The organism is Microbacterium sp. KUDC0406, from assembly GCF_021582875.1.
In the GTDB taxonomy this organism is placed as follows: domain Bacteria; phylum Actinomycetota; class Actinomycetes; order Actinomycetales; family Microbacteriaceae; genus Microbacterium.
The window spans coordinates 3,499,634-3,524,764 of the sequence record NZ_CP091138.1 but is presented as its reverse complement, the minus strand read 5'-3'; the positions used below and the strand labels follow the sequence as shown (position 1 = coordinate 3,524,764).

At 70.4% G+C, this 25,131-nt stretch carries 21 protein-coding genes; 8 read left to right on the top strand and 13 right to left on the bottom strand.

Annotated features, from left to right (window positions below):
- The first annotated feature begins 38 nt into the window (after positions 1-38).
- Both galK and L2X99_RS17285 read left to right on the top strand, forming a co-directional pair.
- Positions 39-1,217 (top strand): galactokinase, encoded by a 1,179-nt coding sequence (gene galK / locus L2X99_RS17290; protein WP_236125675.1) that lies wholly within the window; start codon positions 39-41, stop codon positions 1,215-1,217.
- 248 nt (positions 1,218-1,465) lie between these two features.
- A complete protein-coding gene (locus L2X99_RS17285) occupies positions 1,466-1,987 on the top strand; it encodes a GNAT family N-acetyltransferase (protein ID WP_236125676.1) in 522 nt (173 codons plus the stop codon).
- A 325-nt stretch (positions 1,988-2,312) separates the two neighbouring features.
- On the opposite strand, the gene L2X99_RS17280 is transcribed toward L2X99_RS17285, so the two are convergent.
- Genes L2X99_RS17280 through L2X99_RS17265 form a run of 4 tightly spaced genes read right to left on the bottom strand, consistent with a single transcriptional unit; the run spans position 2,313 to position 5,713 of the window.
- Positions 2,313-3,656 (bottom strand): MFS transporter, encoded by a 1,344-nt coding sequence (locus tag L2X99_RS17280; protein ID WP_236135452.1) that lies wholly within the window; start codon positions 3,654-3,656, stop codon positions 2,313-2,315.
- Positions 3,653-3,883, bottom strand: coding sequence for a hypothetical protein (locus tag L2X99_RS17275; RefSeq protein ID WP_236125677.1), 231 nt, complete (start codon positions 3,881-3,883; stop codon positions 3,653-3,655). Before L2X99_RS17275 ends, L2X99_RS17280 begins: the two co-directional genes overlap by 4 nt.
- 4 nt (positions 3,884-3,887) lie before the next feature.
- On the bottom strand, positions 3,888-4,568 hold the full coding sequence (locus L2X99_RS17270) for a ChbG/HpnK family deacetylase (RefSeq protein ID WP_236125678.1): 681 nt from the start codon (positions 4,566-4,568) through the stop codon (positions 3,888-3,890).
- Between the two features lie 8 nt (positions 4,569-4,576).
- Positions 4,577-5,713 carry an ROK family transcriptional regulator gene (locus tag L2X99_RS17265; protein ID WP_236125679.1) on the bottom strand — a complete coding sequence of 379 codons (1,137 nt, stop codon included), beginning with the start codon at positions 5,711-5,713 and terminating at the stop codon, positions 4,577-4,579.
- 93 nt (positions 5,714-5,806) lie between these two features.
- Between L2X99_RS17265 and L2X99_RS17260 the strand changes: the two genes are divergently transcribed.
- Complete coding sequence (locus tag L2X99_RS17260) at positions 5,807-7,273, top strand: carboxylesterase/lipase family protein (RefSeq protein WP_236125680.1); 1,467 nt, start codon at positions 5,807-5,809, stop codon at positions 7,271-7,273.
- A gap of 8 nt (positions 7,274-7,281) precedes the next feature.
- Here the strand turns inward: L2X99_RS17260 and L2X99_RS17255 are convergent, their stop codons facing one another.
- The 5 genes from L2X99_RS17255 to L2X99_RS17235 are packed head-to-tail and all read right to left on the bottom strand — an operon-like array spanning position 7,282 to position 11,816.
- Positions 7,282-7,599: a hypothetical protein gene (locus L2X99_RS17255; RefSeq protein WP_236125681.1), complete on the bottom strand. Its 318-nt coding sequence runs from the start codon at positions 7,597-7,599 to the stop codon at positions 7,282-7,284.
- Complete coding sequence (locus L2X99_RS17250) at positions 7,596-8,627, bottom strand: sulfatase family protein (RefSeq protein ID WP_236125682.1); 1,032 nt, start codon at positions 8,625-8,627, stop codon at positions 7,596-7,598. The genes L2X99_RS17255 and L2X99_RS17250 overlap by 4 nt, the downstream gene beginning before the upstream one ends.
- Positions 8,624-9,550 carry a carbohydrate ABC transporter permease gene (locus L2X99_RS17245; RefSeq protein WP_236125683.1) on the bottom strand — a complete coding sequence of 309 codons (927 nt, stop codon included), beginning with the start codon at positions 9,548-9,550 and terminating at the stop codon, positions 8,624-8,626. Before L2X99_RS17245 ends, L2X99_RS17250 begins: the two co-directional genes overlap by 4 nt.
- 8 nt (positions 9,551-9,558) lie before the next feature.
- Positions 9,559-10,518 (bottom strand): carbohydrate ABC transporter permease, encoded by a 960-nt coding sequence (locus L2X99_RS17240; RefSeq protein WP_236125684.1) that lies wholly within the window; start codon positions 10,516-10,518, stop codon positions 9,559-9,561.
- Positions 10,515-11,816 carry an ABC transporter substrate-binding protein gene (locus L2X99_RS17235; protein ID WP_236125685.1) on the bottom strand — a complete coding sequence of 434 codons (1,302 nt, stop codon included), beginning with the start codon at positions 11,814-11,816 and terminating at the stop codon, positions 10,515-10,517. The genes L2X99_RS17240 and L2X99_RS17235 overlap by 4 nt, the downstream gene beginning before the upstream one ends.
- Before the next feature lie 228 nt (positions 11,817-12,044).
- Here L2X99_RS17235 and L2X99_RS17230 point away from each other — a divergent pair, with 228 nt between their 5' ends.
- Genes L2X99_RS17230 through L2X99_RS17215 form a run of 4 tightly spaced genes read left to right on the top strand, consistent with a single transcriptional unit; the run spans position 12,045 to position 16,984 of the window.
- Positions 12,045-13,163, top strand: a complete 1,119-nt coding sequence (locus L2X99_RS17230; RefSeq protein ID WP_236135451.1) for a GntR family transcriptional regulator — start codon at positions 12,045-12,047, stop codon at positions 13,161-13,163.
- A gap of 28 nt (positions 13,164-13,191) precedes the next feature.
- The gene (locus L2X99_RS17225) at positions 13,192-14,181 is read left to right on the top strand and encodes a Gfo/Idh/MocA family protein (protein ID WP_236125687.1); all 990 of its coding nucleotides are present in this window, start codon (positions 13,192-13,194) and stop codon (positions 14,179-14,181) included.
- On the top strand, positions 14,178-15,602 hold the full coding sequence (locus L2X99_RS17220) for a sulfatase-like hydrolase/transferase (RefSeq protein WP_236125688.1): 1,425 nt from the start codon (positions 14,178-14,180) through the stop codon (positions 15,600-15,602). The genes L2X99_RS17225 and L2X99_RS17220 overlap by 4 nt, the downstream gene beginning before the upstream one ends.
- A 29-nt stretch (positions 15,603-15,631) precedes the next feature.
- The gene (locus tag L2X99_RS17215; protein ID WP_236135450.1) at positions 15,632-16,984 is read left to right on the top strand and encodes a sulfatase family protein; all 1,353 of its coding nucleotides are present in this window, start codon (positions 15,632-15,634) and stop codon (positions 16,982-16,984) included.
- Here L2X99_RS17215 and L2X99_RS17210 read toward each other — a convergent pair.
- From L2X99_RS17210 to L2X99_RS17200, 3 genes are read right to left on the bottom strand one after another with little or no spacing between them, the layout of a single operon-like run.
- Positions 16,981-17,325, bottom strand: coding sequence for a type II toxin-antitoxin system PemK/MazF family toxin (locus tag L2X99_RS17210; RefSeq protein ID WP_236125689.1), 345 nt, complete (start codon positions 17,323-17,325; stop codon positions 16,981-16,983). The two genes, L2X99_RS17215 and L2X99_RS17210, sit on opposite strands and share 4 nt — an antisense overlap.
- Positions 17,322-17,564 (bottom strand): CopG family transcriptional regulator, encoded by a 243-nt coding sequence (locus tag L2X99_RS17205; RefSeq protein WP_236125690.1) that lies wholly within the window; start codon positions 17,562-17,564, stop codon positions 17,322-17,324. The genes L2X99_RS17210 and L2X99_RS17205 overlap by 4 nt, the downstream gene beginning before the upstream one ends.
- Before the next feature lie 24 nt (positions 17,565-17,588).
- Positions 17,589-18,950, bottom strand: coding sequence for a sulfatase family protein (locus tag L2X99_RS17200; RefSeq protein WP_236135449.1), 1,362 nt, complete (start codon positions 18,948-18,950; stop codon positions 17,589-17,591).
- Positions 18,951-19,044: 94 nt separating this feature from the next.
- Here L2X99_RS17200 and L2X99_RS17195 point away from each other — a divergent pair, with 94 nt between their 5' ends.
- Positions 19,045-21,456 carry a polysaccharide lyase 8 family protein gene (locus tag L2X99_RS17195; protein ID WP_236135448.1) on the top strand — a complete coding sequence of 804 codons (2,412 nt, stop codon included), beginning with the start codon at positions 19,045-19,047 and terminating at the stop codon, positions 21,454-21,456.
- A 78-nt stretch (positions 21,457-21,534) separates the two neighbouring features.
- On the opposite strand, the gene L2X99_RS17190 is transcribed toward L2X99_RS17195, so the two are convergent.
- A complete protein-coding gene (locus L2X99_RS17190; RefSeq protein ID WP_236125692.1) occupies positions 21,535-24,975 on the bottom strand; it encodes a bifunctional proline dehydrogenase/L-glutamate gamma-semialdehyde dehydrogenase in 3,441 nt (1,146 codons plus the stop codon).
- Between the last annotated feature and the right edge of the window lie 156 nt (positions 24,976-25,131).

Genomic DNA, 25,131 nt, shown 5'->3' with positions numbered 1-25,131 from the left:
TCGGAAACTCTGCAGATCTCGGAGCGAAGGAGAAGAACATGACCGCACTGTCCGCCGCCCGCGACCTGCTCGGCGAACTGACCGGCACCGCGCCCGACGGCATCTGGTCGGCGCCGGGCCGGGTGAACCTCATCGGCGAGCACACTGACTACAACGAGGGCTTCGTGCTGCCCTTCGCCATCCCGCATCGCACCTACGCCGCGGCGCGACGGCGCGACGACGACCGCATCCGGGTCGCGTCGACGTTCGCCGACGAGGCGGTCGAGGTCGCGCTGGACGATCTGTCCTCGCTGTTCCCCTCCGACGGCGACCTGCGGGTGCCCGAGTGGTCGGCGTACGCGCTCGGGGTCGCCTGGGCGCTGCGCGAACTGGATGCGTCGGCTCCCGGCATCCGGGGCGTCGATCTTGCGATCGCCTCCGACGTGCCGGTCGGCGCCGGGCTGTCGTCCTCCGCCGCGATCGAGGGCGCCGTGGCATCCGCTCTGAACGATCTCTGGAACCTGGACCTCGGCCCCGTCACCCTCGCGCGCGCCGGACGTCGCGCCGAGAATGAGGCGGTCGGTGCTCCCACGGGCATCATGGACCAGATGGCGTCGATGCTCGGCGTCGCCGACGCCGCGACCTTCCTGGACTGCCGCTCGCTCGAGACGCAGTCCGTTCCGACCGGATTCTCGGATGCCGGACTCGAACTGCTCGTGATCGACACCCGTGTGAAGCATGCGCACTCCACCGGCGGGTACCGCGATCGGAGGGACGCCTGCGAGCGCGGCGCGGCGCGGCTGGGTGCGCCGGCGCTTCGCGATGTGTCTGTCGAGGACCTGCCGCGGGCGGCCGCGCTGATGGACGAGACCACCTTCCGCCGGGTGCGGCACATCGTCACCGAGAATCAGCGCGTGCTCGACACGGTCGCCGCGCTGCGGACGGACGGTCCGCAGGCGATCGGCGACCTGCTCACCGCCTCGCACGCCTCGATGCGCGACGACTTCGAGATCTCGGTCGCCGAGCTCGACACCGCCGTCGACGCCGCGCTGCGCGCCGGGGCGATCGGCGCGCGGATGACCGGTGGCGGTTTCGGCGGCGCAGCGATCGCGCTGGTCGCGCACGCGGACGTCGCCACGGTGACGGATGCCGTGGAGGGGGCGTTCTCGGATGCCGGCTTTGCGGCTCCGCACATCTTCACGGTCGCCCCGTCCGCAGGCCCGCGCCGCGACGCCTGATCCGCCCGCGCGCCCGGGCGCTCCTCCGTTCCGGTCTCACTCCTTGCGGGTGTTCCCTCCAGATAACCCGCATCCGTTGCGACCGGAGCGGCGGGGAGACGGACCGGCGCCCAGTCGAGCGGACATCTCCCTGCTCCGGTCTCGCTCCCCGCGGGTGCATCCGGTGACTGACCCTCACCCGTTGCGACTGGAGCCTCGCGGCGCCTTCCCGCCTCGGCGGCCCCGGGCGACGGCCATAGGATGACGGGATGCTGATCCGCCCCGCCACACCCGACGACGCGCACGGCATCGCCGTGGTGCACGTCCGGTCCTGGCAGGCGGCGTACCGCGGGCTGCTGCCGCAGCCGGTGCTCGACGATCTGTCGATCACCGAGCGTGCGAAGGGCTGGCGACGCCTGCTGGAGCCGCACCGGCGAAGCGACGGCCCGGCGTCCCGCACGATAGTCGCAGAGGACGAGGACCGCATCCTGGGCTGGGCGTCGTTCGGCGATCCGCGCGAGGACGAGATCGCGGATGCCGGCGAGCTGTGGGGCATCTACGCGCATCCGGATGCCTTCGGGGCCGGCGTCGGACACGCACTGATGAGCACCGTCGAGCAGTCGCTGCAGGATGCCGGGCATCCGGTCGCGTACCTCTGGGTGCTGGACGGCAACGAGCGCGCCGCGACGTTCTACGAGCGGCACGGCTGGATCGCCGACGGCGCGACGAAGGTCGAGGAGCGCCCGCACCTGCGCCTCTTCGAGCGCCGCCGCCTCAAGCAGTTCGGTTGAGTGTCTGCCTCGTATCCCCTCTGGCGACTCGTCCTCCACAGAAGTCGGACCTTCTTCTGCTCCGGTCTCACTCGTTGCGGGTGCTCCCCGGGTATTACCCGCATCGGTCGAGACCGGAGCCACGAAAGAGGCTGTGGAGAACGGCTTCGAACCAGGCCAGTGCGCACCAGTGTGGAGCGCATGACACAACGCCCTGCACTGGCAGCACGCAGGCTGCATCGCTGACTCCGATGTCAACGGATGCGGGTTCGCCCCGCCCTGACACCCACAACCAGTGAGACCGGAACTGGAGAGGCATGCGGATCCGGACAAGCCCGACGAAGAGTCAGGAGGCGACTGGCCGCACGACGTCCGCGGTGCGGATCGGGTAGAGCCAGAAGCACAGCCAGGCCAGGGCCGTGAAGCCCAGCGGCACGACCGCGAGCATCACCCGCACACCCGCGTCGACCGACGACGGCTGCGCATCTCCGAGCGAGGCGTCGAAGCCCGACGCCGTCAGCACCCAGGCGGCGACCACGGCCTGCAGCACCACCGCCCCGCGCACGATGAAGCCGTTCACGCCGAAGTACACGCCCTCGCGCTGATGCCCGGTGCGCGCCGCGTCGTCGTCGATGATCTGTCCGAGCATGATCTCGAGCAGCTGCAGCAGGCCGCCGACGCCGACACCGACACCGAGCCCGACCAGGGCGGCGCCGAGCACGGATGCGGGCCACAGGAAGCAGAGCACCGCGACCCCGAAGATCGCCACGCCCGTCAGCACCGCGGTGCGCGGCGAGGTGCGCCGCACGAAGGCGCTCCACCCCACGATCGACGGGATCGCGGCCACGAAGATCGCCCCGAGCAGGATGCTGGCGTCCCCCTCCGCCGCGTGCAGCGAGTACCGCACGTAGAACGGGATCGCCGCGATGATGATCGCCACGGAGGTCTGCACCATCAGCGACCCGATCACGTACGGCACGAACGCCCGGTTCGTGAACGTGTGCTTCAGCTGCGCGCGCCACGGCATCGCCGCATCCGATGGGGAGACCCCCGAGACCCGCTCGATCATCCCGCCCCCGAGCGACCAGGTGAGCACACCCAGGCACACGGCACCCAGGAGGAGAGCCATCGCCGGCCAGCCCAGCGACCCGTAGATCAGCGGCGCGATCGCGGTGCCCAGCACCATCCCGAGGATGCCGAAGATCTGCCGCGGCACGTTGCCGGCGGCCCGCTCCCCGGTCGTGCGGAAGATCTCGGGGAACAGTGCGGAGATGTTCAGCACCACGACGACGAAGGCCACGTCGTACACGGCCACGATCACGACGAACCACGCGATCAGGCCGCCGGCGGACAGCGCCGGCGGCATCCAGATCAGCGCGAACGCGACCACGAGCGGCACGATGCCCAGCCCGATCCACGGCACCCGGCGCCCCCACGGCGTGCGCAGCCGGTCCGACAGCGCACCGACCACCGGATTCAGCACGGCGTTCAGGATGCCGTGCGCGATCATCGCCCCCGCCACCCAGCCGGCCGGCACGCCGAGGTGCGCGACGTAGAAGTACACGACGAACGCCGAGAACGTCTGCGTCATCAGCTGGATGGGGAAGCCGGATGCCCCGAAGGCGATGCTCTGCGCCCGTGTCGGCGCGCCGTCGAGACGGCGGTTCCGGATGCCGGCGATGAGGCTCATGCCCGCTGCACATCCCGCAGATCGCGCCATCCGAGACGCACCAGGCCCTCATCCGCGATCGTCTGCGCGACGAGAGGGTCGGTGAGCAGCCGCAGCTCGTGACCGCGCTTGGTCGCCCCGAAGTCCACCGTGGCCCGCAGCTCGTCGTCACAGACCATCGGATGCAGGAAGATCTCGGTCACCCCGGCGGGGACCGCGCGCAGCAGATCCAGAAAACCGGAGACCACCTGCTCATAGGTCTCCTCTTCCGTCGGTGCCCTCGCCGGCGAGCGGGAACGGGTGCGTCCAGCTGCGATCCGGGATGACCACGCCCGCGGCATCCGCGACGGCCGCCGCCTGCGCGAGCAGCGCCTGCATCGCGGCATCCGGCTCCGTCTCGGTGCCGTGGCGCGGCAGCCGGAAGGGCAGCCCGTGCCGCGCGGCGAGCGGCAGCACCTGGGCGAGGAAGTCCCGCCCGGTCTCGAGCCCGTACACCGAGCCCATGTGGTTGTCCAGGTGGGTGACGTCGATGCCGGCGGCGAGCGCCGCCTCGAGCTGTGCGGCGAGCTCCGCCGCGACCTCCTCCTCCGTCGCGTTCTGCTCGACCTCGAGGCAGGTGCGCGGGAAGTACCCGTCGGCGTCGGTGAGTGAAGAGCGGATGCCGGTCAGCGGCCGCCACCGGTATCCGCTCCACTCGCTGGTGAGCACCAGGTGCACGCCCACATCGAGGTCGGTGCGGGATGCTGCGAACGCGGCGGCGGCCGGAGCCCAGGCGCACGGCATCATGAGGGTGGCCGAGTCGAGGTGGCCGTCCGAGAGCAGGCCGGTGATGGCCCGGTTCGCAGCACGGCACATGCCGAAGTCGTCGGCGTTGAGGATGATCGCGCGGGTGCCGGGCGGCAGGCCGAGGCGATCGGTGAGGGGTACGGGCACGGTGTTCTCTACGTTCTGCTGGATTCGGGTGTGAGGATGCGGGTGAACAGGGTGGCGCGCAGCGCATCCGCCGCCTCGTGCACGGCGCCCACGAGCGGCGCCTCGGCACCGAAGGCGGACCGCGCGAACGACAGCGGCAGCTGGTCGGCGAACTCCTCTGCGGCTGCGGCGACCGCCTCGAACAGCACCGGGTGCGCGGCGTCGCCGGCGAGCACGATCAGTCCCGGGTCGAGCACGAGCGTGATCGACCCGGCGATGAGCACCAGCCGCCGGGCGGCCTCGGCGGCCATCACGCGCGCGCTCACGTCGCCTGCGGCGGCGGCATCGAGGTGCACGGGCAGCGGCAGTGCGGGGTCGCGACCGGCCACCAGCGCGAGATCGGCGGTGACCGTGTGCCCGAGCACCGGCGCCCCGATCGGCAGCGGCGGCTGCGGCAGGTAGTTCACCTCGCCGGCCATGCCGGTCACTCCCCGGTGCAGCGCGCCGTCGACGATGTATGCGGCACCGAGCCCGTCGTCGAGCAGCAGCAGCGCGAACGCCTGCCGCTCGGTGCCGATCGGACCGGACAGTTCGGCGAGCGCGGCCAGGTTCACGTCGTTCTCGATGCGCACCGGGCAGCCGAGCCGCTCGGCGAGCGCGGTACGGAACGCTCCGCCGTCGGGCCCCTGGTCATCACGGATCTCGCCGTCGCCGCGCACGATCCCCGGCACCGCGACGGTGGCGACCAGCACCGGCGCGCCCGCCGAGGAACGGCAGCGCTCGATCAGCCCTGCGATCGCCTCGGCTCGTCCGTCGACCAGAGGCAGCGGTCCGTGCTCCTCGGCCCTGATCGCCCCGGTCGCGTCGAGGAGCACGACGTGGATATCGTGATGGTCGACGTGGATCGCGGCGGCGAGTCCCAGCCGAGGATTCAGCCCGACACGCGTCGCGACCGGTCCCCTGGTCGCCCGGTCCACCCCGGCGGATGCCACGGCGTCGCGCGACTCCAGCATTCGCAGCACCTGTGTGACGGCGGTGCGGGACAGCCCGGTCTCCTTCATCAGCTCGCCCCTGGTGAGCGCGCCCCGTCGGGCGAGAGCCTCCAGGATCGCTCGTGCGTTCATCGTCCGCAGCAGGGTCTGGGGCCCGGCGAGAGGTCTGGTCACGTGAGTCCTCGCGTTTCGTCCGGAACAGTCTGGCACAGCGTCTCGGATGCCGCGACACTTCGTGTCATACCGGTGAGGACCATACTGGAGGCGATGAGCGAAGCACCGATCGTCCACACTGAATCCGGGCCCGTGCGCGGCATCCGCCGCGAGAGGGACGCCGCCTTCCTCGGCATCCCGTTCGCCGCGCCGCCCACCGGCGCACGTCGGTTCCTGCCCCCTCAACCGGTCGAGCCGTGGACCGAGGTGCGCGACGCGACCGCCTACGGCGCGACGCCGCAGCGTCGGGAGGAGCCGAACGCGCTCATCCCCGAGCCGTCGATCAAAGGCTCCTCCACGCTGAACGTGAACGTGTTCTCGCCGGCCCTTCGACAGGCTCAGGGACCCGGCTCGGGGTCGGCTCCCGTACTGGTGTGGATCCACGGCGGCGGCTACTCCTCGGGCTCCCCGGCGAGCCCCTGGTACGACGGGGGCACCTTCGCCCGCGACGGCGTGGTGACCGTGACCGTGTCGTACCGGCTCGGCTTCGACGGCTTCGGCGTGATCGACGGCGCCCCTGACAACCGCGGCGTGCGCGACTGGCTGGCGGCGCTGGAATGGGTGCAGCGCAACATCGCGGCCTTCGGCGGCGACCCGACCAGAGTCACGATCGCCGGGCAGTCCGCCGGCGGCGGCGCCGTGCTCACGCTGCTGGGCATGTCCGCCGCGCAGCACCTGTTCCGTTCCGCGATCTCGATCTCGGGTGCGCTCGGCGACCTGCCTCGCGACACGGTCGAGCGGCGCAGCGCGCTGCTGGCCGAGACGGTCGGCGTCGAGCCCACGCTCGACGGATTCCGCTCGACGACCGAGAGGGCGCTCACCCGCAAGCAGTACGAGGCGTCGCTGCTCGGCAAGACCGGCCTCCAGGCGACCACGGCCGTGCTGTCCGACGGGTTGCCCTGGGGGCCGGTGATCGACGGTGAGCTCATCGAGCGTCCGACCGTCGACTCTCTCGCAGCCGGCGTCGGCGCCGGCAAGCCGCTGCTGCTGGGTGCGACCGACGACGAGTTCACCCCGGCGATGGATGCCGCGCCGCGAGCCCTGCGGTTCGTGCCGGCTTCTGTCGCGCTGAGGCTCTTGCGGCCGGCGCGGGCCGCGCGCCGCTCCTGGCTGGCGGCGAACCGCCCGCAGCGCCGCAAGGGCACCGCGGCGACGTTCGGCCGGTTCGTCACCGACACCGTGTTCCGTGCGCTGGTGGTGCGGGTGGCCGAGTCACGGGCGGATGCCGCCACCTGGGCGTACCGGTTCGCGTGGACCTCATCGAAGACCGGCTGGTCGAGTCACTGCCTCGACGTGCCGTTCTGGTGGGACTGCCTGGGCGCCGAGCGGGTCTCCGCGCTGGCCGGGGACTCTCCGCCGCAGGGGCTCGCGGAAGACATGCACGCCGCCGCGGTCGCCTTCATCACCGACGGCGACCCCGGCTGGCCCGCGTGGCGCACCGAGCCGGGGACCACCCGGGTGTTCGGCGATGTGCCGCCGATCTCACGTTCGGCCTACGACGATGCACTGCCACTGGCCTGAGCGGCCGCTCAGTACGGGACCGCGAAGATCTCCTCGCGCGTCCCGGCCGGAGCATCCGCGGGCAGCGGGACGAACTTGAGGAACTCCTCGTCACCGGTCTGCCGGCACCAGAGCAGCAGCCTCGCCCGCAGCTCGTCGCGCAGCCGATCGAAGCGGGACTCGAGCGCGAGATTGCGCTGCTCGCCGGGGTCGTTCCGCAGGTCGAACAGCTGCTCGCGATACCGGCCCCAGCTGTACACCGCGTACTTGTGATCCCCGCACCAGATCGCCCGTCCGCGGGTGAGCGGCGGATCCGCGCGCTCGAAGCGCGTCTCGGCGCCGATCACGCGATCGGTCGGCCCCTCTCCCCGTCCAGCGCAAGAGGCATGCCGTGCAGCCCGTCCGGTGCTGCTGCCCCTGCCGCGCGCAGCAGGGTCGGCAGCAGATCGAGGCCGGCCGAGGCCAGGTGCGGCCTGGTGCCCGCGACCACACCGGGCCCGCTCACGATGAGCGGCACCCGCGTGCACTCCTCGAACAGCGCCGTCTTCTGGTTCCACCGGTGGGCCGCGTCGCCGTCGCCGTGATCGCTGGTGAAAACGACGATCGTGGAATCCGTCAGGCCCGCCTCATCCAGTGCGGTCAGCAGCCGTCCGAGGTACTCGTCGGCGCGTTCCACGAGCCGACGGTAGGCAGCGCGGTAGGCGCGCCAGTCGTCGCAGGTGTAGGCCCCCGTGCCGTACACCTGCTGGGCCGCGTGCTTCTCGTGGCGCACGGCCTCCGACTCGAACGGTGCCGGCAGGAAGTTGGGCGGCAGCGGTGGCGCATCCCGCACCTCACCCGGGTCGACGTCACCGTAGGGCATCGGCTGCCGCCGGGCATACTCGCAGATCGTGTGCGGGTCGTCGAACGATGTGATCAGCAGGAACGGGCGCTCCGCCTCCCGGCGCCCGCGCATCCACTCGGCGCAGGCCTCGGCCAGCCCGCGGTCGCCGAACGGCCGCACCACCTCGAATCCGGCGTCCGGCGGGGCGCTGGCGGCGGTCGCGTGCCACTTGCCCGCGTACGCGCAGTCGTAGCCGGCCGCGCTCAGAAGATGACCGAGGCTGTCCGCGCGCGTCCCCGGTTCCTCGAGCGGGAGTTCCGCACGCCGATTGCCGCCGATGCCCAGCTCGTGCGGCATCCGTCCGGTCAGGAACGACGCGCGTGACGGCACGCAGAGCGGGAACGTGACGTACGCCCGCTCGAACTCGGCGCCCTGCGCGCGCAGCCGATCGAGGTGGGGCGTGTCGACCCATCCCTCGTCCCGGTCGATGACGTGGGCGCCGAGCTGGTCGGCCATCACCACCAGGAGGTTCGGCTGCGGCGCGGCGGTCACTTGCCCATGCCCAGGGTGAGCCCCTCGGTCAGGCGGCGCCCCAGCCAGAGATAGATGGCGAGCATCGGGAGCACGACGATGCAGAGGCCGGCGAACAGCCCGCCCCAGTCCGCGCCCGAGTACGTCTGCTGCTGGATGAACGAGATCAGCGCCACCGGAAGGGTGTACTTGTCGGTGGACTGCAGCAGGGTCAGGGCGAGCAGCGTCTCGTTCCAGTGCGAGATCACCTGCAGCACGAAGGCGGTCAGGATGCCGCCCTTGGCGAGCGGCAGCGTGATGCGCCAGAACGTGCCGAACGCGGTGGTGCCGTCGAGCGCGGCGGCCTCCTCGAGCTCCGCGGGGAGCGATCGGAAGAACGCGATCAGCAGGAAGACCGTGAACGGCATCGAGACGCCGATGTAGACGAGGTTGAGGCCGATCAGGCTGTCGGTCAGGTACACCTCGTTCAGCATCACGAACAGCGGGATGAGGATCACCTGCGCCGGGATGCCGAGGCCGAGCACGAAGTACAGGGTCAGCGAGCTCGTGAACCGGTTCTCCACCCGCCCGAGGTAGTAGGCGGCGGGAGCCGCGATCGCGACGGTGAGGAACGACGAGACTCCGGTCGTCACGACGCTGTTCAGAGTCGCCGTGGCGAAGTCGCCGACCGTCCACGCCGTCACGAAGTTCGCCGGGTCGAGCGAGGTCGGCAGGCCCCACGGGTCGTTCAGGATCGAGCGGGTGTCGCGGAACGCCTGGATCACCATCCAGACCATCCATGCGACGTTGAGCACGACGAAGGCCCAGAGCAGCACCAGCCCGATGCCGCGGACGATGCTGCGGTCGTGTCCGATCGCGGCTCCGCGCCGGCGGGGGCGACGTGCGGGCGGTGTCACCAGCGCACGGGTCGTGATCTCTTCGGGAAGCACGTCTGCAGAGGTCATGGCCACTCCTAGAACTCGATCGCGTCGCGCTTCATCACGCGACGGAGCAGGACGACGAGCACGGACACGAGCGCCAGCGAGAGGATCGCGGATGCGCTGGCCATGCCGTACGCCGGGATGGACTCGCCCGAGAACGCCGTGACGTACGTGTACACGGCCGTGCTCCAGGTCTGGGTGGGCGGGATGCCCTGGCCGGTGGAGCCGCCGAAGATCCAGATGATCTCGAAGATCTTCACCGAGGAGATGGTCCACAGCACCGCGCAGGTTCCGAAGACGTCCCAGGTGAGCGGGAGGATCACGTAGCGCAGTCGCTGCCAGGCGTTCGCGCCGGCCAGGGCGCAGTCCTCGTAGTAGTACGGCGGGATGCGGTCGACACCGGCCATGAGGATGGTGGTGTAGTAGCCGGTGGTGATCCAGGTGAGCATCACCATGATCAGCGGGAACAGGTTGTCCTGCGCGAGCCAGGCGGGCGGATCGGTCACGCCGAGCCAGCCGAGCAGTGTGTTGACGAGCCCGCCCGGGTTGAGCACGAATCCTGCCAGCACGCCGAAGATCATGGCGTTGACCAGATGCGGGAAGAAGATCACCGAGCGGGCGATCTTGCGGCCGGCCATGTCGCGCAGCACCAGCGTCAGGCCGAAGGAGACGATGAAGATCGCGGCTCCCACCACGAACAGCAGGAGCAGGGTGTTGCCGAACGACTTCAGGAACAGCTTGTCCGAGAACAGCCGGATGTAGTTGCCGAGACCCACGAACTCCATCGGGCCGGCTCCGGACCACTTGTTGAAGCTGATCCAGATCGCATAGACCGCGGGGCCGACGAACAGCACCGAGTAGAGCAGCAGGGCCGGCCCGACGAAGGGGACGAACAGCCGCTTGCGCGCCCTCTCGATGGCGTTGCCGCCGGAGCGGGATGCCCGTGAGGCACCCCGTCCGGCGACACCGGGCATCGCTGCCGTCTGGGTCATGAGTTCTGCTTCCAGTAGTCGATCTGACCCGACTTCATGTTCGCGATGAACTCCTTCGCGGAGATCTTCCCGAGGACCAGCTGATCGGATGCCGGCCAGAACAGCTTCTCCGAGTAGCCGGGGTAGCTGATGCCGTCGTTCTGCTGGTAGAACGCGTCGGCGGAGTCGAGCGCCGCCTTCACGGTCTCCATCTCAGGGCTGGTCGCGGCGTCCTGGCGGACGGGCAGGATCTTCGCATCGGTTCCCAGTGCGTCCTGGTACTTCTTCTGCAGGAAGAACGTCGCGAACTTCTGGGCGTTCTCGGAGTTCTTCGCCCTGGCGGGCACCGAGAAGCCGACGAAGTCGGCGCGTGCGACCTTGTCACCGCCGTCGACCGTCGGGAACGGGAACGAGGAGTACTCGAAGCCGTCCGCCGCGTAGGTCCCGGTCTCGGTGGGGATCCAGGTGCCGTTGAACAGCAGAGCGGCCTTGTCGCCCGCCCAAGCCTGCTGCTGGGCGGGCCACTTGCTGGCGTTGTAGCCGGGGATGAAGTAGCCGCCGTCGACGAGCTGCTGCACCATCTCCGCGGCCGCGAGCGCCTCGGGGGCATCCCACGCCTCGCCGGACTTGTCGGCGGCGATCTTGTTCAGGGCGCCGGGGCCGGCGATGTGCACGATCGCGGCCGTGTACCAGTAGGCGTTGTAGCCGGAGACGTCACCGTCGATGGCGATGGGCACCTCGTTCGCCGCCTTGAGCTTGTCGAGCTCCGCGATGAACGCGTCCCAGTCCGCGGGCGGCGCGGAGACGAGGTCGGGGTGGCTCGCGGCGTTGAACCAGATCGCATCGCTGGTGAGCGAGTAGGGCAGCATCCACGGCGCGTCCTCGCCCTTGCGCGTGAGCACGTCGCCGGCCAGGTACGCCTTCGGGATGAGATCGCCGGCCTTCGTGCCCTCGACCTCGGTGGCGTAGGCGTCGGCGAGGGCCTTCGCCTGGCCGCTCTCGGCGAGCACGGGTGCGAGCTTGGCGAACGAGCCGTCGATGAGGTCGGGCACCTTGTTGGTGTTCAGGGTGGGGACGACCTTCTTCGTGTTGTCGCGCCCCTGCCACTGCACGTCGATCGTGATGCCGGTCTCCTTCTCGAAGTCGTCGATGGCGGAGGCGAGGACCTTCTGCTGCGCCTCGCCCTCCTTCCACATCGACCAGTAGGTGAGAGTGCCACCCTCGCTCGAGTCGCCGCCCTGGGTGGATGCGCAGCCCGCGGCGGTCAGCGCCAGCGCGCCGACAACGACGAGTGCGGAGAGCTTTCGGATCTTCGCCATCGGGTTTCCTTTCATTCGGGAGGGCCACGTCGCCGCTCCGAGCACGACTATCACCCGTCGAGAAAGGAGCAATCAATGAGTATTGCCAAGAATCCTCCCCTCCTTTCAGCGGAGCAGGCAGATCGGACCGCGATATCAGCAGAGGAATCCCGAGCAGATCGCAGAATCCCTCTTTATTCCTCTCTCCAGCGGCAGAAGAATGAGAGGACTGCCACGAGAGGAGGCACCATGACCGATCGACGAGGATCCGTGGTGCGCGACGCCGATGCCAAGGGCCTGAAGTTCGAGATGCTCGCCGACCAGCTGCGGCGCGGCATTCTCGCCGGCACCTGGACCGCCGGCGAGAAGCTGCCCACCGAGCAGCAGCTCGCCTCCGAGACCGGCCTCTCCCTCACCACCGTGCGCAGAGCCTTCGACGAGCTCGTCGCCGAGCGCATCGTCGTGCGACGGCAGGGCGCGGGCAGTTTCGTGGCGCACATCCGTCCTCGCGACGAGAAGGCCAGGCGGCGCATCGGCGTGCTGCTGCCGGACACCCAGCTCTACTACCCGCGCGTGCTGCAGGGCATCGACGAGTCGCTGTCGGCGGCGGGCGCCACCCTGCAGCTGTCCACCTACCGGTACGAGCCCGAGCGCGAGGACTCCGCGATCGCCTCTCTTCTCGACGCCGACATCGACGGACTGCTCATCGCCCCCACTCTCACCGGCATCGACGATCCGGGTGCCAGGGCTCGTGAGCTGATGCGGCTGCCCGTGCCGGTCGTGCTGGTGGAGCGCAGCCTGCCCGACCTCGGCCCCGCCGACACCACCGAGCACGTCTGCTCGGACCACCGCGGCGGGGCCTACGATGCGGTGCGGCACCTCGCCGCCCTCGGTCACACCCGCATCGCTCTGCTCACCCGCGAGCGCACGCCCACGGAGGCCGGGGTCGTGCGCGGCTACCGCCACGCCGTCGCCGATCTCGGTCTGGCGGGCTCGCTGGAGTTCGCGCAGTCGAAGGCCGACTGGGTCGCCGACTCCGCGGAGTCGGCGTACCGCCGCGTCCGCGACTTCGAGGCCACCGCAGCGCTGGTGTTCGGCGATCGTGAGGCGACGCTGCTCGAGGGCGCGATCCGGCGCGACGGCCGGAGCGTGCCCGACGACATCGCCCTGGTCTCCTACGACGACGAGGTCGCCGACCTCGCCGAGGTGCCGCTGACAGCGGTCGCCCCGCCGAAGTACCGCATCGGGCGGATGGCGGCCGATGTGCTGCTGCGGCGACTCATCGAGGGCGACGACTGCCCGCTGCATCAGATCAGGCTCCGGCCCCGCATCGTGATCCGCCGCTCGTGCGGCGCACGGGATGCCTGAGATGCAGGACGACGGAACAAGGAGAAACATGCGCATCGGTCTCATCGGAGCGGGAGCCGTGGCGCCGTTCCACGTGCGCGCGGCAGCGGTGCTCGCCGGAGCGGAGCTCACGGCGGTCTGCGACATCGACGAGGACGCGGCACGACGTGCCGCACACCTCGCGCCCGGCGCCCGGGTCTTCACGGACCACCGCCGGATGCTCGAGGAAGACGTCGTGGATGCGGTGATCGTGAACACCCCGCATGCGCTGCACGTGCCGATCTCCGTGGAGGCCGCGCAGGCTGGGAAGCACATCCTGGTCGAGAAGCCGATGGCCACCTCCGTTGCGGACTGCGACCGCATCGCCGAGGCGGCCGTCGCCGCCGACGTCGCCCTGACTGTGGGCCACATCCAGCACTTCCTCCCCGACAAGACCGCCGCACACGCGATGATCGCCTCCGGTGAGCTCGGCGCCGTGCAGCTGATCCGCGACAACCGCAGCACCGACTACCGACCGGGCACGCGGTCGCCCTGGTTCTTCTCGCGGGAGGTGGCCGGCGGCGGCGCCCTCTTCAACATCGGCGCGCACTGCCTGGATCGCTCGCTGTGGTTCGGCGGTGCGACGGCGGCCGAGATCTCCGCATCCGTGGCGAACCGGTTCGGGTCTCCTGTGGAGACCGACGGCATCCTGCGGCTGCGGCTCGAGAACGGGGTCGGCGTGTCGGTCACCGTGGTGAGCGACCCGCCGACGCGCAGCGACAGCCTGACCGTGGTGTGCGAGCGCGGCGTCGTCGAGGCCGACCCGCGCGCCGGCACCACAGTGCGGATCGACGGCCGCACCCGAGTACTGCACGAGCCGACCGAGCACGACATCCAGACCGGGTTCACCGCGCAGCTCGCGGACTTCCTGCAGGTCGTCGAGGGCGGCGCTGCGGCGGTGCCCCTGGAGCACGCCCGGCACGTCGTCGAGCTGATCCTGGCGAGCTACCGTTCGGCGGAGACCGGCACCACGAGCGTCCTCGGGCGAGTGCCCGCATGAGCGACCGCCCGAACATCATCGTCTTCCTCAGCGACGACCAGGGGCCATGGGCACTCGGCGCGGCGGGCAACGCCGAGATCCGCACGCCCGTGCTCGACGGACTCGCCGCCCGCGGCACCCGGCTGGACCGGTTCTTCTGCACATCGCCGGTGTGCTCGCCCGCCCGTGCCAGTCTGCTCACCGGCCGAATCCCGTCCGCACACGGCGTGCACGACTACCTGGACGGCCCGCACACCGGCCCGGACAGCGTCGACCTCCTCGCCGGGATGCCGGCGTACACGGATGCGCTGGCGGATGCCGGGTACCGGCTCGGACTGAGCGGCAAGTGGCATCTCGGGGCGAGCGACGTGCCCCGGCGCGGCTTCGTGCACTGGTACGCCCTGCAGGGCGGCGGCAGTCCGTACCACGCCGCCCCGATGCTGCGCGGTGCGGAACCGGAGATCGCGGAGGGCTACCTCACCGATGCCATCGCCGACGACGCCATCGCGTTCCTCGAAGAGGAGGCCCAGCAGGACGCGCCGTTCTTCCTAGCCGTGAACTTCACCGCTCCGCACAAGCCCTTCGCGGGGCAGCATCCGGACGAGTTCACCGACCTGTACCGGGACTGCGCCTTCGAGAGCTGCCCGCAGGAGGAGCCGCACCCCTGGCTGCAGACGCTCGGCGGCGGTCCCATCGGCGGTGAGCCAGACGCCCGCGAAGCGCTGATCGGGTACTTCGCCGCCGTGACGGCGATGGATGCCGCGATCGGACGCGTGCTCGAGAGCCTGCGCGCGCACGATCTGGAGCAGGACACGATCGTCGTCTTCCTCAGCGACAACGGATTCAACTGCGGTCAGCACGGCATCTGGGGCAAGGGCAACGGCACCTTCCCGATGAACATGTACGACGAGTCGGTGATGGTGCCGTTCATCGTCGCCGCTCCGGGACGGGTGGCGCAGGGACGGGTGGTCGACGAGCTGCTCAGCGCCTACGACTTCCCCGCGACGCTGCTGGAGCTGGCGGGTGTCGACGGCGACGCGTTCGAAGCGGGACCGGGGCGCAGCTTCGCGGCGCTCCTCGCGGACGGGGCCGACGAGGCAGCCGACGACGATCGCGTCGTGGTGGTGCACAGCGAGTACGGGCCGGTGCGGATGATCCGCACGCGGCGGCACAAGTACGTGCACCGCTACCCGTACGGACCGCACGAGCTCTACGACCTCGAGGCCGACCCCGGCGAACGCGCGAACCTCATCGACCATCCGGCTCGCGCCGCCGAGCTCGCGGACCTGCGCCGGCGGATGCACGGCTGGTTCGCCGAGCACGCGACGCGGGAGTTCGACGGATCGGCGCTGCCCGTCTGGGGCGCAGGCCAGCTGACACCGCTGGGCGACGACCCGGCCGGCGCCTTCGCACCGCCCGGATGGGACCCCGCCGTACGCTGAGACGAATCGTCCACATCACCGGAGGCACTGTGACCCGCCCGAACATCCTGCTGATCGTCTCTGACGACCACGGCTATGCCGATCGTTCCGCTCACGGCACTCCCGGCGTGAACACGCCGGCACTCGACCGGCTGGCCGCAGAGGGCGCCACCTGCACCGACGCATATGTGACCGCACCGATCTGCTCGCCGTCGCGAGCCGGCATGATCACCGGGCAGTACCAGCAGCGCTGGGGCGGCCTGTGGTTCGACTCGGCGCACATCGGCACCGCGCCGACCATCGCCGAGACGCTGCGCACCGCCGGGTACGCCACCGGATACTTCGGCAAGGTGCACTACGGCGACGAGACCTCCGCCGACCGTGGCGCGCCGCCGCACCACGGCTTCGACGAGTCGTTCTACGGGCTGGCCGGGCAGTCGATGGGCCGGCTGCACTACCGGCATCACTCCGTCGCGGCCGTCGAGGAGTACGGTGACGCCGCCCGCCCGATGGGCGTGCAGCCGTTCTGGTCGGGCGAGGAGCCGGCCGAGTTCGACGGCTTCACCACAGACGAGATCGCGGACCGCGCGATCGACTTCATCGGACGGCGTGCCGCCGAGGAGCCGTACTTCGCGATGGTCGCCTTCAACGCCGTGCACAACTTCTGCTGGCAGCTGCCCGACGACGAGCTCGAGGCCCGCGGGCTGCAGGGCTTCGAGGACTGGCACCCCGGGGCATCCGAGTATCTGGACTGGTACGACGGCGCGATCAGCCCGAACCTGCCCGACGGGCGCGCCTACTACCTGGCCCAGCTCGAGCTGATGGACCGCGCGATCGGCCGGCTGCTGGACGCGGTGGACGGACAGGACACGATCGTCGTTTACCTCACCGACAACGGCGGCTCGCAGTGCAACTACGGCGACAACGGCGACCTGCGCGGCACCAAGTACACGCTCTGGGAGGGCGGCATCCGGGTGCCCTTCCTGGTGCGCTGGCCCGGGGTGACCGCACCCGGCTCCGTCGTCGCCGAGCCGGTCAGCGCGCTCGATCTCGCCGCGACGTTCGCGGCCGCCGCCGGGACCGAGCACACGGGCGACGGCGTCGACCTGCGCCGCTCGCTGGCGGATGCCACCGGCGACGCCGCTCGAGAGCTGCACTGGGACTGCGGATGGCAGTGGGCGGTGCGCCGCGGCAGTTGGAAGCTGCTGTCGGTGTCGGGCGACGACCCGACCGCGGAGTACGTCGCGCGCACCGAGCACACCGTGACGGGGAACGGCCTGTTCCTCACCGACCTCTCCTCCGACCGCGGCGAGGCGGAGAACCTCGCGGAGGGCCGACCCGAGCTCGTGCGCGAGCTGCGGGCGGCTCACGACCGTTGGCGCGCGGACGTGGGGATCGCCTAGATCCCGATCACCAGGCGGATGCCCGCCGCGATCTGCCCGAGCAGATACGCGGGCACGGTCCCGGCCGGGCAGGGGTCGAGGAACTCCCTGCTCACCGGGCCGACCTGCGTGACATTCGCCACGGAGTCCCGGTCCAGTCCCGACGCCTCGGCGGGCACAAGCACGTTGCCGGGAAAGGCCTCCAGCGCGACGTTGGAGTTCAAGGGCACGACGAGCACCGTGTCGATGCTCGATTCGAGCAGCCATTCCGCCTGCAGCACGACGGCCGGTCGCACCTTCGCTGGTTCCGAACCGCGCGGAACGCCGAAGTCCACCCAGACGATGTCGCCGCGCGAGATCACCAGTCCGCGCCCTCGCGCTGGATGCGCTCGTTCTCCCGTACGAAGAGGTCTTCGTCGGAGTGGGCCGCCCGAGCGAGCACGCTGTCAGCGATGCGGGTCAACTCCGAGCCGCCTTCCAGCGCGTCCGCGAAACGCTCGCCGGCGCGGCGATAGAACTCGGAGCGGTTCATGCCGTGCTGCTCAGCGACCCGTTCGAAACGCTCGAAATCGGGATCGGGTACGGAGATCGCGGTCTTCATGGATTCCAGTATGACCGGTAATACTCAGGTGAGCATCGCTGCCGCGAGCGCGTCGCGCCCCGCCCAAGCATCTCCGTCAGCAGCGAGCCCGGCGAGCAACATCCCGGCGAGGCGCGCGGCGCCCGGAGCATCCGGCCGACTGCCCTGCTCGTAAGGGTCGGCGTTCAGCGCGAAGAACTCGATCTGCAGCCCGCTCTCAGGATGCCAGGTGGCGACGAGCTTCTCGTGCGGCGTGCGCAGCCCTCGGGCGCTGGACGGGTCGCTGCGCGACGCGTAGCGGTAATAGACCACGGGGTCCGTCCCGCCGCCGGCTTCCCCGCGCAACTGAGGAGAACGGTCGTGCCCCTCGAACGCCCCGGCGTGCAGACCCGCCAGGCCCAGGATCGTCGGGGCGAAGTCGAGCGACGAAATGGTCGCGTCGCAGGTCCCAGGCGACACCAGGCCGGGGGCGTGCACGATCAGCGGCAGCCGCATCGACTCCTCGTAGGCGACGTTCTTGTAGAGCAGGCCGTGACTGCCCAGCTGCATCCCGTGGTCGGCGGTGAACAGCAGCACCGTCGGCCGGCCGGATGCCTCGACGGCGGCCACCAACCGGCCGAGCTGCTCGTCGACGCCGGTGATCGCGGCGAAGTAGTCGCGGGCGACCTCGGCCGCCTCCTCGGCGGCGGGCGTGCCGCGCGGCACGTTCGGACGCACCAGCAGTTCCTCTTCCGTGCGGTCGGCGTAGAGCCGCCGATAGCGCTCAGGCACCTGCTCGAAGGGCTGATGCGGCGGGTTCAGCGACACCATCAGCGCGTACGGCCCGTCGGCCGCCGCCAGGAACTCCAGCGCGACGTCGACCTCGTGCTCAGCCGACCAGGCATCCACGTCGACGCGGGCGTCCCGTCCTGCGTCCGTGGTCCAGTAGTGCGGGGCGAGGTGACGATCGGCGGCCCCGTACGAGTACCAGAAGTCGAAGCCGAACCGGCGATTCTTCGGCGACCAGGCATCCCACACCTTGCCGTCATCGCGACGCCCCTCACCGAAGCGCTCATCATCGGCCGCCGGCGGCTCGAGGTGCCACTTGCCGATGTAGCCGGTGCGGTACCCCTGGTCGCGGAGCGCACTCGCCCAGGTGGGCAGCCCGTCGCGCAGGCCGACGCCGTCCTGCGCCGACTCGGAGTGCACGTTGAGCGTGACCCCGTTCTCGGCGGGACGGCGCCCGGTGAGGAACATCGCCCGGTGCGGGCTGCACACCGGGTACGAACTGACGGCCTGGCGGGCGAGGCATCCCTGGGCCGCGAGCCGGTCCAGATGCGGGGTGGCGACCGGGTCGCCGCCCGGCTCGATCGCCGCGGCCCGGAACTGGTCGGCCATCACGACGAGGATGTCGGGTCTCGCACTCATCCGCCCAGTCAACCGACGCACGAGACGAGGAATCAACATTGATTCCTCGTCTCTCCTGCTCCTAGCGTCGCTGGCATCGACCGAAGGAGATCGTATGCTCACCCCCTCCCGCAGGAACGTGCTGCAGCTCGGCGGCCTGGCCGCGGCCGCCGTCCTGTTCGCCCAGACCGGCCCGCTCGCCGTATCCGCATCCGTCCGTCCGCTCGCCGTCGGCGTGCCCGAACTCGAGACCCTGCGCCTGCGCTGGGTCGAGACGCTCACCGGCCGCGGCATCATCGCCGCGAACCCCACCGCTTTCGCCGCCGCCATCGCGAAGCAGGACAAGGCGACCGACACACTGCTCGCCAAGGTGAGCCCCACCGCGACCCGGTTCTTCTCCGATCAGGACTGGGCGATCGGCGCCACCGACATCGCGAAGTCGAACTCGATGAGGATGAATTACGTCGGAATCCTCTCATTGGCGGTGTCGTGGGCCACGCCCGGCTCGAAGCACGAGGGCTCCCAGGCGGTGCTCGACACCGCTCTTCGCGGGCTCGCGCACATGCACGAGAAGATCTACAACACGAGCACCTCGTGGTGGGGCAACTGGTGGTCATGGAACATCGGCGCAGCGCAGCCGCTCGCGAACGCGATGGCGATCCTGCACGACCGGCTGCAGCAGTCCGAGATCGACGCCTACTGCGCTGCGATCGATCACTTCCTGCCCGAGCGCGATCCGCGCAAGCAGCAGCATCCCAGCGGCCCGCAGTTCTCGGACGGCGCCAATCGGGTCGACATCTGCCAGTCGATCATCGTCCGCTCCATCGTGCAGCCCGACGCCGAGCTGCTCCGCAGTGCGGTCTCGGCACTGAGCGACACCTGGCAGTACGTGACCTCGGGCAACGGGTTCTTCCGCGACGGCTCCTTCGTCCAGCACTCCACGATCGGCTACACCGGCACCTACGGTCTGGTGCTGCTCGGCGGACTGGCGAAGCTGTTCTCGCTGCTGGCGGGCAGCTCGTTCGACATCACCGATCCCAGCCGAAGCAACATCACCAAGGTGGTCGAGAGCTCGTTCGCGCCCCTCATGTTCCGCGGCCAGATGATGGACTCCGTCCGCGGCCGTGCGGTCTCCCGCTTCGCCGAACGCAGCATCACCGACGGGAACGACCTCATCGAGCACACCCTGCGCCTTGCGCAGTCCGCGGATGCGAAGACGGCGGCGCGCTGGCGCGGTCTGTGCCGGCAGTGGATCGAGGGCAACACCGCCGCGAACATCACCGCGACCACGAGCATCGTGCGGCTGTCGCTGGTGACCGAGCTGCTCGGATCCGACGTCGCCCCTGTCGCCGACCCGACGGGCCCGCGGTTCTTCCCCGCGATGGACCGGCTCGTGCACCGTTCCGCCGACGGCGCCTGGGCGCTGTGCGTGGCGATGTGCTCGAACCGCATCGCCTGGCACGAGGGCACCGAGGCGGAGAACTTCACGGGAGTGAAGACCAGCCAGGGCATGACGTACCTGTACCTGCGCGAGGACGACGACCACTTCGACGACGAGTTCTGGCCGACCTCCGACCTGGCTGCCCCTGCCGGCACCACGGTCGACCTCACTCCGCTGCCCCGCAACCCGGAGGGCGAGTGGGGCGAGGAGACGCCGCAGAACGAGTGGACCGGCGGTGTGACCTTCGAGGACACCGCGCTCGCGGCGATGCACCTGGTGGCCCCCGGTGGCACCGGTCTGGTCGCCAGGAAGGCCTGGTTCACGCTGCCCGACGGGATCGTCGCGCTGGGAACCGGGATCTCGACCGGCAGCGACGGGGAACTGCGCACGATCGTCGAGCACCGCAACCTCGGCGAGGACGCTCGACGACTCGTCGTGGACGGCCGCCCGGTGACAGTGGAGCGGACGCTCCCCCGAGCCCGATGGGCGCACCTGGACGGCGTGGGCGGATACGTGTTCCTGGACCGCGCCGCGCGGGTCATCGCGGGCGTCGCTGCCCGGGAGGGGAGTTGGCAGGGCATCAACACCGGAACGGCGGCGGGCACCGAGGTCGTTCATCGGCGGATGTACGGCACTCTCGCCCTGTCGCATGGAACCGGCTCGAGAGCGGGCGGTGGATACGCCTACCTCGTGCTGCCGGGAGCGGATGCGAAGAGGACGGCCGCCGCGGCCCGGTCGCCCAAGGCGGAGGTGCTGCGCAACGACGAGACGGCCCAGGCGATCAGGCACTCCCGACATGTGACCGCCGTCGCGTTCTGGAAGGCGGGCAGAGTCGACGACATCTCGGTCGACCGGACCGCCTGCGTCATCGCCCGCAAGACCCCGGGCATGGTGCGGATGTCGGTGAGCGATCCGACTCAGTCGGCGTCGCGCCTGGTGATCGAACTCGCGGACACCCGCGTGCGGCGCGCGAAAGGCACGGATGCCCGCCGCGTCTCGGTGTCGCAGCGCCGTGACGGCGTGCGCCTCACGATCGATGTGTCCGGCACCGCCGGCGAGACGCTGGAGTTCTCGCTGCACTCGTGACCCGGGTGAGGGGTCGGAATCTGCGGCATCCACAGGGCGGGATGCGGCAGATTCTGACCCCTCGGGGATATGGGCGGGTCAGCGCACGGGCTGCAGCACCGGCACCTCGTAGCGGTGCGGGGTGCCGAAGCGGTGCGAGGTGATCGACACGGCCTGCTCGCGCAGGAACGTGAGCAGCTCCACCCGACCTGCGGCGACGACCGGGTTCGCGTACAGCGCGAGGCTCGGCGCGCCGTTGACGGCGGCCGCCGTCTCGAGAGCGGATGCCCCGATCAGGCGCACCCGGCCGTCGGTGGCGGCGAGGCGCTGCGCGTGCGTGGCCCAGGCGGTGCCGTCCTCATAGGCGACGACCACGTCGTGCGAGCCGAGCCAGGTGGCCACGGCGGCCGGCAGCACCGAGGCGGTGCTCACGGTCACTCGCGAACCCGCGCGGCGACCGGCGGCGGCGACGCGGAGCAGCTCGGCGACGCGCTCCCCCTCGTAGCGCACCGTGACCGGCACGGCCTGGTAGCGCAGCAGGTTCTGCTCGGTGGTCAGGCCGGTGGCATCTCGCACCACGCCGAACTCCGACGCCCAGGCGTCGATGTCGGTGGCGATCGCCCCGCGCAGCCACTCCGCGTCCGCACCCTCGACGAGGGTGACGGCCGACGAGCCCAGCTCGTCGAGTGCGGTGGCGGAGGCCACCGGAGCATCCGTCCACTCGGACAGGCCGACCAGGTAGTTCGGGCCGCCGGCCTTTGAGCCGGCGCCGACGGCGGCCTTCTTCCAGCCGCCGAACGGCTGGCGCTGCACGATCGCGCCCGTGGTGCCGCGGTTGACGTAGACGTTGCCGGCCTCGATGCGCGCCAGCCACTGCTGGATCTCGTCCTCGTCGAGCGAGTGGATGCCGCTGGTCAGGCCGTAGTCGATGTCGTTGACGATGTCGATCGCCTCGTCGAGGGTGTCGGCGGTCATGATGCCGAGCACCGGGCCGAAGTACTCCACGCGATGGAACTCCGATCCGCGCTTCACCCCGTCACGGATGCCGGGACGCCAGAGCTGCCCGTCCTCGTCGAGCTTCTCGGGCTTGAGCATCCAGGACTCGCCCGCGTGCAGCGTGGTGAGAGCGCCCAGCAGCTTGCCCTCGGCCGGGCCGATCAGCGGTCCGATGCGGTTCGAGCCGTCCACCGGCGAACCCACGTCGTAGGAGCGCACCGCGTCGACGAGCTGACGGCGGAACCGCTCGGACTTCGCGGCGGAGCCGACCAGCACGACCAGCGAGGCGGCCGAGCACTTCTGGCCGGCGTGGCCGAACGCCGAGTAGGCGACGTCCTTCGCGGCCAGGTCGAGGTCGGCCGACGGGGTGACGATGATCGCGTTCTTGCCGCTGGTTTCGGCGAGCAGCGGCAGGTCCTGACGGAAGCCGCGGAACAGCTCGGCGGTCTCGAAGCCGCCGGTGAGGATGACACGGCCGACGGCAGGGTCGCTGACCAGCTGGGTACCGAGCTCGCGACCGTCGAGCTGAACGTACTGCAGCACGTCGCGCGGCACGCCGGCCTCCCAGAGCGCCTCGATCATGACCGCGCCGGAGCGGCGGGCCTGGCGGGCGGGCTTGATGATCACCGGGGAGCCGGTGGCCAGCGCCGACAGCGTGGAGCCGGCGGGGATCGCGACCGGGAAGTTCCACGGCGGGGTGACCACGGTCAGGCCGACCGCGTGCATCTCGGCGCCGTCGACCTGCGCCAGCTTGCGAGCGCTCTCGGCGTAGTAGTGCGCGAAGTCGATCGCCTCGGACACCTCGGGGTCACCCTGCTCGATGACCTTGCCGGCCTCGGAGCCCATCACCTCGAGCAGGTCGGCGCGACGCGCCTCGAGGACCTCGCCCGCCTTGTGCAGGATCGCCGCGCGACCCTCGGCACCGAGTGCCCGCCATGCCTCGCCGGCGGCGACGGCCGCCTGGATGCGCGCGGAGACCTCGTCGGCGGTGGACAGCGTGTTCGCCGCGACGGCCGCGTTGCCGAGCTCCGACTCGGCCATGCGCGCACGGATGCCGTCGGCCCACTCCCGGTTGGCGGCGAGCGAGGGGTCGGTGTCAGGAGTGTTCACGAAGCCGTCGGTCGGCGCCGGTGCGGCCGCCAGCTGGCGGTTCTGCACGCGGTTCGGGCCGGGAACCTCGGTCGGCACGTCGCGGATGGAGGCCAGGAAGCGCTCCTTCTCGCGGTCGAAGAGCTTCGGGTCGTCATCGAGGTCGAAGACCGCCGACATGAAGTTCTCCTGGCTCGCACCCTCTTCGAGACGACGGATCAGGTAGGCGATCGCGACGTCGAACTCGTCGGGGTGCACGACCGGGGTGTAGAGCAGCAGCGAGCCGACGGTGCGCTTGATGACCTGCGCCTGCGCGGTGGCCATACCGAGCAGCATCTCGAACTCGATGCCGTTCTCGACGCCACGGCGCTTCGCGAGCAGCCAGGCCAGGGCGATGTCGAACAGGTTGTGGCCGGCGACGCCGATGCGGACGTTGCCGACGTGGTCGGGGCGCAGCGCGTACTCCAGCACCGCCTTGTACGAGGCATCCGACTGCTGCTTGGTCGACCAGGTCGCCAGCTCCCAGCCGTGCGACTCGGCGTCGACGGTCTCCATCGGCAGGTTGGCGCCCTTCACGACGCGCACCTTGATCGGCGCTCCGCCGTCCGCGACGCGGGCGGCCGCCCACTCCTGCAGGCGCATCATGGCGCCGAGGGCGTCGGGCAGGTAGGCCTGCAGCACGATGCCGGCCTCGAGGTTCTTGAACTCGGGGCGGTCGAGGATGCCGGTGAAGACCGCGATCGTCAGATCGAGGTCCTTGTACTCCTCCATGTCGAGGTTGATGAACTTGTCGCCCTTGACGGCGATGTCGTACAGCGGCAGCAGCGCCTCGGCGGCGTCGGCGACGGCGGCGTCGAACGCCCACGGGCTGTGCGGGGCGACCGTGGAGGAGACTTTGATCGAGACGTAGTCGACGTCGTCGCGCTGCAGCAGGCGGCGGGTGCCCTCCAGACGCCGCGCGGCCTCGTCGCGGCCGAGGATGGCCTCGCCGAGCAGGTTGATGTTGAGCTTCACGCCCTGCGTCTCGCGGATGTGCTTGATCGCGGCGCCGAGCTTCTCGTCGCGGGCATCGACGATGAGGTGGCGCACCATCTGGCGCAGCACGGCACGGGCCGAGGGGACGACGATGCCGGGCAGCATGGTGGCGGTCGCGCCGCCCAGGCCGATCGCGCCGCGCATCACGCCGGGCAGGAACTTCGGGGTCAGCGGCACGAGCTCCTTGAGCTTCTGCGCGGCGACCCGGGTGTCCTCCGGGCGCACGACGCCGTCGACGAAGCCGACGGTGAAGTCGAGGCCGTTCGGGTCGCGCAGCACGCCGGCGAGGCGCTCACCGGCGGCATCCACCGGCACCTCGCGACTCTCGACGAGCCACTGGCGCACCAGTGCGACGGCGTCGTCGGCGAGGTCCGCGAGGTCGGAGACGGATGTTTCGGCAGCGGGCACAGGGGTGGTCATGATCTCAGTGTGCGCGCTGCGACCCTCTGTGAAAAGCGACCGTTCTCGATGGATAATGTTCGGAATACCTAATCAGTTGATTCAGCGCGTTTCGTCTCGCTCCGCTCGCTCAACGACCGGTCTGGCCCCGGTCGTTGAGCGAGGGAGCGCCAGCGA

What these genes read in the sequence shown, in the direction of transcription:
- galK (WP_236125675.1), top strand. Translation starts at nt 39, where the DNA reads ATGACCGCACTGTCCGCCGCCCGCGACCTGCTCGGCGAACTGACCGGC.
- L2X99_RS17285 (WP_236125676.1), top strand. Translation starts at nt 1,466, where the DNA reads ATGCTGATCCGCCCCGCCACACCCGACGACGCGCACGGCATCGCCGTG.
- L2X99_RS17280 (WP_236135452.1), bottom strand. Translation starts at nt 3,656, where the DNA reads ATGAGCCTCATCGCCGGCATCCGGAACCGCCGTCTCGACGGCGCGCCG.
- L2X99_RS17260 (WP_236125680.1), top strand. Translation starts at nt 5,807, where the DNA reads ATGAGCGAAGCACCGATCGTCCACACTGAATCCGGGCCCGTGCGCGGC.
- L2X99_RS17245 (WP_236125683.1), bottom strand. Translation starts at nt 9,550, where the DNA reads ATGACCTCTGCAGACGTGCTTCCCGAAGAGATCACGACCCGTGCGCTG.
- L2X99_RS17240 (WP_236125684.1), bottom strand. Translation starts at nt 10,518, where the DNA reads ATGACCCAGACGGCAGCGATGCCCGGTGTCGCCGGACGGGGTGCCTCA.
- L2X99_RS17235 (WP_236125685.1), bottom strand. Translation starts at nt 11,816, where the DNA reads ATGGCGAAGATCCGAAAGCTCTCCGCACTCGTCGTTGTCGGCGCGCTG.
- L2X99_RS17230 (WP_236135451.1), top strand. Translation starts at nt 12,045, where the DNA reads ATGACCGATCGACGAGGATCCGTGGTGCGCGACGCCGATGCCAAGGGC.
- L2X99_RS17225 (WP_236125687.1), top strand. Translation starts at nt 13,192, where the DNA reads ATGCGCATCGGTCTCATCGGAGCGGGAGCCGTGGCGCCGTTCCACGTG.
- L2X99_RS17220 (WP_236125688.1), top strand. Translation starts at nt 14,178, where the DNA reads ATGAGCGACCGCCCGAACATCATCGTCTTCCTCAGCGACGACCAGGGG.
- L2X99_RS17205 (WP_236125690.1), bottom strand. Translation starts at nt 17,564, where the DNA reads ATGAAGACCGCGATCTCCGTACCCGATCCCGATTTCGAGCGTTTCGAA.
- L2X99_RS17200 (WP_236135449.1), bottom strand. Translation starts at nt 18,950, where the DNA reads ATGAGTGCGAGACCCGACATCCTCGTCGTGATGGCCGACCAGTTCCGG.
- L2X99_RS17195 (WP_236135448.1), top strand. Translation starts at nt 19,045, where the DNA reads ATGCTCACCCCCTCCCGCAGGAACGTGCTGCAGCTCGGCGGCCTGGCC.
- L2X99_RS17190 (WP_236125692.1), bottom strand. Translation starts at nt 24,975, where the DNA reads ATGACCACCCCTGTGCCCGCTGCCGAAACATCCGTCTCCGACCTCGCG.